Source organism: Paraburkholderia sp. SEWSISQ10-3 4, from assembly GCF_030464785.1.
Classification (GTDB): domain Bacteria; phylum Pseudomonadota; class Gammaproteobacteria; order Burkholderiales; family Burkholderiaceae; genus Paraburkholderia; species Paraburkholderia aspalathi.
This window is the reverse complement of record NZ_JALPRI010000035.1, coordinates 42,933-50,488: the sequence shown is the minus strand read 5'-3', so window position 1 is coordinate 50,488 and position 7,556 is coordinate 42,933. Positions and strand designations below refer to the sequence as shown.

Sequence of the window (7,556 nt, the reverse complement as noted above, 5' to 3'; positions counted from 1 at the left end):
GGCACCGCTTCGTTCTGCGTCGCTGCATCAGCAGCAGAGAAACGAGATTATGAAGGCTCTTTTTCGCTTTGTCAACAATATTTTTCCGCTTTCGCTTAAAACCTTGTTGACGCTACGGCCGCTGGTTTCCGCCGCGGCCCTCGTTCGCAAACGAGGAGGCGAACTATAGGCGAACATCAGTCATGTGACAAGGGTTTGACGAAAATCTTTTTTTGGCGACTCACTTCCGGGTTGAATTCACTACAGCAGCCACCGGAACCGCTTCGGCCATTGCGGTGTACCCAGCGTCGCTGGGATGAATATGGTCACCACTGTCAAAGGCGCGCTGCAGACGACTCGGTTGCGCCGGGTCGCGTAGCGCAGCGTCGAAATCGACAACACCGTCGAAAGCACGGCTGCTTCGAATCCATTGGTTGACCGCCAAGCGGATAGCCTCCCGCGGCGCCGGCAGCGATGCAGGCGTCAAAGTTGCGCCGAACACCTTCACGCCACGATGCCGTGCGTCGGCAATCACTCGCTGGTAGCCGGCGATCAGGTCGGCGGCTGTCACCGAGGTATGGGGAAAGTCGCAGTCGAGGCCGCTACGCGCCGGCATCTCCGCGAAGTTGATGTCATTGATTCCGATCAGCAGAATCGCCGTCTTGACGCCCGGGCGCTCCAGCACGTCCTTGTCGAAACGCCGGACAAGCGCGTCGCCGTAACAGGGCGAGTCGCTCAACAAGCGATTGCCGCTGATGCCAAGATTAACGATCGCCGTCGAGTGGTCGCCAGTGCTGGCGAACCGGCGAGCCAGCGCGTCCGGCCAGCGCCGGTTCTGATTCAGGCTCGAGCGCATACCGTCGGTGATCGAATCACCGATCGCGGCAACAGCGGCCGATGACGGCGCATCCACCGACAAACCCGTCACCCACACATATTGCGTGAACCGGCCACGAAACGAGTCAGCGGAAGTATCGGCGGTGTGATTACCAGGTGCGGAAACGTAATTCAACTGATTCGAGACCCGATGCCATGCCACAATCCGCTGCTCCGGCCCCATGAACGCACTGATCGCGTAAGGTGCGCCCTCGGCGATGTCGATTGCGACCGGGTCGCTGTCCAACTCGGCGCCCGGCGGTACGCTCACTGAACTCTTGCCGCCGAACGTGACGCGCGCCTCCCCACTGCCCAGCGCTGCCGCGCCGCCAGCCGAGCGCGCAATGCGCAACTCGTCGATGACGAGCGCCGTCTTGCCGTACTCGTTGCTGAGATGGACTCGTGCGGTTTTACCGGACAGCGTCGGATAGACGATCTGGCGCACCGTTCGCCCAGCGACCTCGGGGGCGCGATACAGGGGCGGCAAATCCGACCGTTGCGGAATGGGTTGCAACGCCGTCGCCCATGTGGTGACCCAGTGCGTCGGGGCATCGGCGGCAAAAACAGTCGGGGAAACGGCGAATTGGCAAAGCAGCACCGCGCTACATGCGGCAGCCAGAGTGCGAATGGTCATTCGGGTGGTCAGTTCGAGGCGAAACGTGTATTGTGCCCGATCGCCATCGCTGTCGCGGCGGACCGCGCGACCGCCATCGTGCGATCACCCGCGCCTGGTCGCAGGGCCGCGGCGCCGAATGTACCGCGAGCGGCGGTATGGGTATTTGGCGAACCGTGCACAACCGCACGTATTCAGCTCGCCCTGCACTAGAGAGCACTCAGCGGGACTCACGGCGCGATTTCCACGAGACAGTCATTCCGCATGACGATGCATAGCGCTCCGCCCACATGAACCCGCCACCGCCTCAGCCATTCGGTGCGTGCGCAGACCCATTACTCATCAAACCGCCGCCGGCACCCCAACCATCTTCAACGCAAGCGCTTCGGCCACTTCGATCCCGTCGATGGCGGCCGAGTAGATCCCGCCGGCATACCCCGCGCCCTCACCGGCCGGATACAAGCCCTCGACATTCATGCTCTGATAGTCATCCCGGCGCCGCACGCGAATCGGCGACGACGTTCTCGTCTCAACACCCGTCAACACCGCGTCGTGCATGGCAAAACCAGCAATCTTCTTATCCATCTGCGGCAACGCTTCGCGGATCGCTTCGATCACGTAATCCGGCAGCGCCGTGCTGAGATCCGTGGGATGCACGCCCGGTTTGTAGGACGGCACCACCGAACCCAGCGAAGTAGACGGCCGCCCGGCAATAAAGTCGCCGACCAACTGGCCCGGCGCCATATAGTTGCCGCCGCCCAGCTCGAACGCCCGCTCTTCCCATTTGCGCTGGAACGCAATGCCGGCGAGCGGGCCGCCCGGATAGTCCTCCGGCGTGATGCCGACGACAATCCCGGCGTTGGCATTGCGCTCGGCCCGTGAGTACTGGCTCATGCCGTTGGTCACTACGCGGCCCGGCTCGGAAGTCGCCGCCACCACCGTGCCGCCAGGACACATACAGAAGCTATAAACCGCGCGCCCATTGCTGCAGTGGTGCACGACCTTATAGTCGGCGGCGCCCAGTTGCTTGTGGCCCGCGAACTTGCCGAAACGGCTGCGATCGATCAAGCCTTGCGGGTGTTCGATCCGGAAACCGAGCGAAAACGGCTTCGCTTCGATATAGACGCCGCGGTCGCTCAACATCTGGAAGGTATCGCGCGCGCTATGGCCGACCGCCAGCACCACGTGGTCGCAGTGCAAATGCTCGCCCGTCGACAGCTTGAGCCCGCGCACCTTGCCCTGCTCGATTTCGATATCCTCGACCCGCGTCTCGAAACGCACTTCGCCGCCCAGCTCGTGAATGGTCGCGCGCATCTTTTCGACCATGCTGACGAGGCGGAACGTACCTATATGAGGCCGGCTCAGATAGAGAATGTCTTCCGGCGCTCCCGCACGGACGAATTCATCAAGCACCTTGCGGCCGTAGTGCTTCGGATCCTTGATCTGACTGTAGAGCTTGCCGTCCGAGAACGTACCCGCGCCGCCTTCACCGAACTGCACATTCGATTCCGGATTGAGCACCGACTTGCGCCACAGCCCGAAAGTATCCTTGGTGCGCTCGCGCACGGCCTTGCCACGCTCGAGAATGATCGGACGAAAGCCCATTTGGGCCAGGATCAGCCCGGCAAACAGGCCGCACGGCCCCATGCCGATCACGACCGGGCGCGGTGAAGTCATCTGCGCCGGCGCTTTGGCGACAAAACGGTACGTCATGTCCGGCGTCACAGCGCAGTGGGGCACGTCGGCGAGCCGCTTGAGCGCGGCCGCTTCATCCTTCACCTCGACGTCGACGATGTAAGTGAGCTTGATGTCGGTGCGCTTGCGGGCGTCGTGCGCGCGGCGGAACACGGTGTATCGGATGAGCCCGTCCTCGCCCACGCCGAGTTCAGCAAGGCGCGCGCGGACGGCGGCTTCGAGAACGCTTTCGGGGTGATCGAGCGGGAGTTTAATTTCGCTTAGACGTAACATGAGTACCGGGGGATGCATGAAGGCCGCAAATCGCGGCCAATTCGCAATTTTATAGGTTATGTGTCGGCGCGGGGCGGCGACGCTCGCGAAACACCTCGGTGACGAGCCCAAGGTGCCCCTATCGAAAAGAGTCATTCTTCTCAAAAAATTTATTAACCGACCGGTCGGTTGGTTTATACTGCGCACACACAGACAACTTCCGCTGAGAGCGTCCCCATGTACACGCAATCCCTGGATATCCCCGGCAATGTCGCCCCGCTCGACGCGGCAGCGAGTTCGCCCGAGCAGTCGCAATTCGACGCGGTCATGGCCGCCGACGGCAAGATCGAAGCGCAGGACTGGATGCCTGAGGCCTACCGCAAGACGCTGGTGCGGCAGATCTCGCAGCACGCGCATTCTGAGATCGTCGGCATGCTGCCGGAAGGCAACTGGATCTCACGCGCGCCCAGCCTGAAGCGCAAGGCGATCCTGCTGGCCAAAGTGCAGGACGAAGCCGGCCACGGCCTCTATCTATATAGCGCGGCCGAAACGCTCGGTGTGTCGCGCGATCAGTTGATCGCCGCGTTGCACTCGGGCAAAGCCAAATATTCGAGCATCTTCAACTACCCAACGCCCACATGGGCGGATGTCGGCGTGATCGGCTGGCTGGTGGACGGCGCGGCGATCATGAATCAGATTCCGCTGTGCCGCTGCACTTACGGCCCTTATGCCCGCGCGATGATCCGCATCTGCAAGGAAGAGTCGTTCCACCAACGCCAGGGCTTCGACGCGCTGATGTCGATGATGAGCGGCACCGAAGCGCAACGCGAGTTAGTCCAGCAAGCCGTGAACCGCTGGTGGTGGCCGGTGCTGATGATGTTCGGCCCGAGCGACAAAGACTCGATCCACAGCAATCAGTCGTCGAAATGGGGCATCAAGCGCATCTCGAACGACGATCTGCGCCAGAAATTCGTCGACGCAACCGTCGATCAGGCCAAGGTGCTCGGCGTCACGCTGCCGGACCCGGACCTGAAGTGGAACGAAGCGCGCGGCCAGCACGACTACGGCGACATCGACTGGGAAGAATTCTGGCTCGTCGTGAATGGCGACGGCCCGTGTAACCGCGAACGCCTCGCAACCCGCGTCAAAGCACACGACGACGGCGCCTGGGTGCGCGAAGCAGCCCTCGCCCACGCCGAAAAGCAGCGCCAGCGCGCACAACAGCAGGCTGCCTAAGGGCGGCGACAAGCAAGACAAAGTATCAGGAGATCAGCGATGAACAAGGAATGGCCGATTTGGGAAGTCTTCGTGCGCAGCAAGCAGGGACTCGACCATAAACACTGCGGCAGCCTGCATGCCGCCGACGCGCCGATGGCGCTGCGCATGGCGCGCGACGTCTACACGCGCCGCCAGGAAGGCGTGAGTATCTGGGTGGTGCCGTCGTCGGCGATCACGGCGTCTGCGCCGGAAGACAAGGCTGAGCTGTTCGAACCGGCTGGCGACAAGATTTACCGCCACCCGACGTTCTACACGCTCCCCGACGAAGTCAACCACATGTAAGCGCGGCCATGACCATCACGCCCCAACATCTGCAGTACGTGCTGCGCCTCGCGGACACCGCGCTGATCCTCGGTCAGCGCAATGCCGAGTGGTGCGGTCACGGCCCGATCCTCGAAGAGGACATCGCTCTGTCGAACATGAGTCTGGATCTGATCGGCCAGGCGCGCCTGCTGTACACGCACGCCGCCTCGCTGGAACAGCAGCTCACAGGCAAAAGCCGCACGGAAGACGACTACGCATACTTCCGCGCGGAACGTGAGTTCGCCAACTACACGCTGGCCGAGTTGCCACATTACGGTCCGCTCGCTGGCACCGCGCAAGCCGAGAAGGACTATGCGGTTACGATCGTGCGCAATTTCCTGTATTCGACGCTGATGGCGCATCTGTGGACTGCCCTCACTACGTCGAAGGATGAACAGCTTGCCGCGATCGCCTCGAAGTCGATCAAGGAAACCAGCTATCACGTGCACCACGCGAGCGAATGGCTGATTCGTTTTGGCGACGGCACGGACGAATCGCATCGCCGCGCACAAGCGGCCCTCGACTATCTGCTGCCGTACACGCGCGAGTTTTTCAGTGCGGACGCCGTGGAAGAAACCATCACCGCCGCCGGCATCGGGCCGCTGACGTCGGATCTCGAGGCAGCATGGCTCGAAGACGTCCAGACCACGCTCGACCAGGCCACGCTCAAGCTCTCCGAAGCGGTCAAGCACATCACGGCCGGCAAGCATGGCGAGCACTCGGAGCACATGGGCTTCGTGCTGGCCGAAATGCAAAGCCTCGCGCGCCAGCATCCCGGCGCCACCTGGTAAGCACGCACCTGAGCACGCACCCGAGCGCTCAACCGGAACCCAACGGAACTTTACGATGACGACTTCGACTGCCATGCCCACCGCCGACGCTACGCTCGAGCGCGCATGGGCCGTGCTCGAAACGGTGCCTGATCCGGAAATTCCGGTGGTATCGATTCGTGAACTCGGCATTCTGCGCGACGTGCGCCGCGCCGCCGACGGCACGCTCGAAGTCGTGATCACGCCGACCTATTCCGGTTGCCCGGCGATGTCGCAGATCGCCGAAGACGTCGCGCATGCGCTCGATGCGGCCGAACTGAAGCCGTATCGGATCGCCACCGTGCTGGCGCCTGCCTGGACCACCGACTGGATGACCGCGGAAGCGCGCGAGAAATTGCGCGCCTATGGCATCGCGCCGCCCACGGGCAATTGCGGTTCAGCCGCGCCGCCGCAGGAAAAAGTGCTGCGTTTCGTGCCGCGCGCACTGCCGGCACCGTCGTGCCCCCGTTGCGGCTCGGCGCACACCGAGCGTCTCGCGCAATTCGGCTCGACGGCCTGCAAGGCCCTGTACCGCTGCATCGACTGCCGCGAACCCTTCGACTACTTCAAACCATACTGATATGGCTACCCCGCAATTTCATCCGCTGCGTATCCGCGAAGTGCGGCCCGAAACCGCCGACGCGGTCTCGGTCGCCTTCGAAGTCCCTGTCGAACTGCGCGACCACTATCGCTTCACGCAAGGCCAGTTCGTCACGCTGAAAACGCACATCGACGGTGAGGAAACGCGCCGTTCGTACTCGATCTGCGTCGGCGTCACCGATTACGACCGCGACGGCGAACTGCGCATTGGCATCAAGCGCGTGCGCGGCGGGCGTTTCTCGAACTTCGCATTCGACACGCTGCAACCCGGCCACACCATCGACGTGATGACGCCGGACGGCCGCTTCTTCACGCATCTCAATGCCGACCAGGGCCAGCAGTACATCGCATTCTCCGGCGGCTCGGGCATCACGCCGGTGCTCGCGATCATCAAGACCACGCTGGAAATCGAGCCGCGCAGCACCTTCACGCTGGTGTACGGCAACCGCAGCGTCGATCAGATCATGTTCGCGGAAGAGCTCGAGGATCTGAAGAACCGCTTCATGAACCGCTTCGTGCTCTATCACGTGCTGTCGGACGACTTGCAGGACGTTGAGCTGTTCAACGGCGTACTCGACCAGGAGAAGTGCGCCGCCTTCATCGACAACCTGCTGCCGGCCGATGCCATCGACGAAGCCTTCATCTGCGGGCCCGGCCCGATGATGGATGCGGCCGAGGCCGCGCTGAAAGCCGCGGGTGTGCCTTCGGAGAAAGTGCATGTGGAGCGCTTCGGTTCGCCGCTGCCGCAAGCGGGCGTGCCGCCGGTCGAAATCACCGACGACACCCCGGCCGCCGACCTCGAAATCGTCCTCGACGGGAAAAGGCGCAAGCTGCGCCTGCCGTATCAGGGCGTGAGCGTGCTCGACGTCGGCTTGCGTGCCGGCCTCGCGTTGCCGTACGCGTGCAAGGGCGGCGTCTGCTGCACCTGCCGCGCGAAGGTGCTCGAAGGCGAAGTGAAGATGGAAAAGAACTACACCCTGGAAGAGCACGAAATCCGCGACGGTTTCGTGCTGACCTGCCAATGCCATCCGATCAGCGATCGGGTGGTGGTGAGTTACGACGAACGTTGAGTCTAGCGCGCCGGGTGGCCACGCGACACCCGCAACGCTTTCAGCAGGTCCGCGATGCGCTTACACTAGGGGCCGCTCGCG

General features: G+C 62.8%; 7 protein-coding genes. 5 read left to right on the top strand and 2 right to left on the bottom strand.

Annotated elements, in window-relative coordinates; translation table 11 throughout:
* Window positions 1-220: 220 nt before the first annotated feature.
* Together M0D68_RS35290 and M0D68_RS35285 are read right to left on the bottom strand one after the other, a co-directional pair.
* Window positions 221-1,489, bottom strand: coding sequence for an SGNH/GDSL hydrolase family protein (locus M0D68_RS35290; RefSeq protein WP_211706200.1), 1,269 nt, complete (start codon window positions 1,487-1,489; stop codon window positions 221-223).
* A gap of 321 nt (window positions 1,490-1,810) precedes the next feature.
* Window positions 1,811-3,436 carry an NAD(P)/FAD-dependent oxidoreductase gene (locus M0D68_RS35285; RefSeq protein ID WP_211706199.1) on the bottom strand — a complete coding sequence of 542 codons (1,626 nt, stop codon included), beginning with the start codon at window positions 3,434-3,436 and terminating at the stop codon, window positions 1,811-1,813.
* Window positions 3,437-3,652: 216 nt separating this feature from the next.
* Here M0D68_RS35285 and paaA point away from each other — a divergent pair, with 216 nt between their 5' ends.
* From paaA to paaE, 5 genes are read left to right on the top strand one after another with little or no spacing between them, the layout of a single operon-like run.
* Entirely contained in the window at window positions 3,653-4,651 is a 999-nt protein-coding gene (gene paaA, locus M0D68_RS35280; protein ID WP_266226772.1) for a 1,2-phenylacetyl-CoA epoxidase subunit PaaA, read from the top strand.
* A gap of 39 nt (window positions 4,652-4,690) precedes the next feature.
* Window positions 4,691-4,975, top strand: coding sequence for a 1,2-phenylacetyl-CoA epoxidase subunit PaaB (gene paaB / locus M0D68_RS35275; RefSeq protein WP_007179854.1), 285 nt, complete (start codon window positions 4,691-4,693; stop codon window positions 4,973-4,975).
* A gap of 8 nt (window positions 4,976-4,983) precedes the next feature.
* Window positions 4,984-5,787 carry a 1,2-phenylacetyl-CoA epoxidase subunit PaaC gene (gene paaC / locus M0D68_RS35270; RefSeq protein ID WP_266226770.1) on the top strand — a complete coding sequence of 268 codons (804 nt, stop codon included), beginning with the start codon at window positions 4,984-4,986 and terminating at the stop codon, window positions 5,785-5,787.
* Between the two features lie 55 nt (window positions 5,788-5,842).
* On the top strand, window positions 5,843-6,385 hold the full coding sequence (paaD, locus tag M0D68_RS35265) for a 1,2-phenylacetyl-CoA epoxidase subunit PaaD (RefSeq protein WP_211703923.1): 543 nt from the start codon (window positions 5,843-5,845) through the stop codon (window positions 6,383-6,385).
* A gap of 1 nt (window position 6,386) precedes the next feature.
* Window positions 6,387-7,475 (top strand): 1,2-phenylacetyl-CoA epoxidase subunit PaaE, encoded by a 1,089-nt coding sequence (paaE, locus tag M0D68_RS35260; protein ID WP_175053923.1) that lies wholly within the window; start codon window positions 6,387-6,389, stop codon window positions 7,473-7,475.
* Window positions 7,476-7,556: the final 81 nt, after the last annotated feature.